General features: G+C 44.6%; 1 protein-coding gene and 1 pseudogene. One reads left to right on the top strand and one right to left on the bottom strand.

Annotated elements, in window-relative coordinates; translation table 11 throughout:
• Positions 1-364: hypothetical protein (locus tag ACTHUT_RS21565; protein WP_440419857.1), on the top strand; the 364-nt coding region annotated here is incomplete at its 5' end.
• Here the strand turns inward: ACTHUT_RS21565 and ACTHUT_RS21560 are convergent.
• Positions 361-603 (bottom strand): annotated as a pseudogene (locus ACTHUT_RS21560) (transferrin-binding protein-like solute binding protein); the annotation flags it as partial. The gene ACTHUT_RS21565 and the pseudogene ACTHUT_RS21560 sit on opposite strands and share 4 nt — an antisense overlap.

Below are 603 nucleotides of genomic sequence, written 5' to 3'. Positions count from 1 at the left end.
ATTTGACACAGATAATAGCCAAATACAAAAAATTAAAAAGCGTACAAAAGCCAAAGGTCGTCTGAAACCAGAAAACCTGTTTTCAGACGACCTTTATTTGCAATACCGTTTACCGGAAGATTATTTCTTCGAGCCGACGAATGCGCCTACCGTATTGCCGCTAGAGAATCCGCCTGCAACTTCCGCTGCATTTTTGCCAAAGAAACCGCCTTTGACTTGGGTCGCACCGGATTGTTCAAACTTGTTGCCGCTAATTTGGGCATTAACAGCAATGTTGTCGCCAAATTTAGCATCACGAGAGATAGTGCCTGTTAATTTTTTACTGTCAAAATTGGCAGTCAACTCTGTGCGGGTAATATCTTAATTTGCGCCGCTATGCATAGAGGCAACGCTGGTGCTGTAATGAACTTGTCCTTTAGGCAGCTCGGCTGCGGGCGTAAAGTGTCCGCTGAAGAAAGCTTGTTTTTTGCCGTTAACTTCCAACACGCCGGCAGTAGCGTTTGCTGAAGCGGTATTGACCAAGAATTTCTGTACGGATTTCGGCTCGCCGGATGCAATTCCTGAAATGAAACCAGGAACTTTGCCTTTCCAATTATTCAAAGA

It is taken from the genome of Neisseria sp. P0022.S010, from assembly GCF_051956635.1.
Note: the sequence above shows the minus strand (reverse complement) of the source record. Positions and strands in the feature narration are given on the sequence as shown.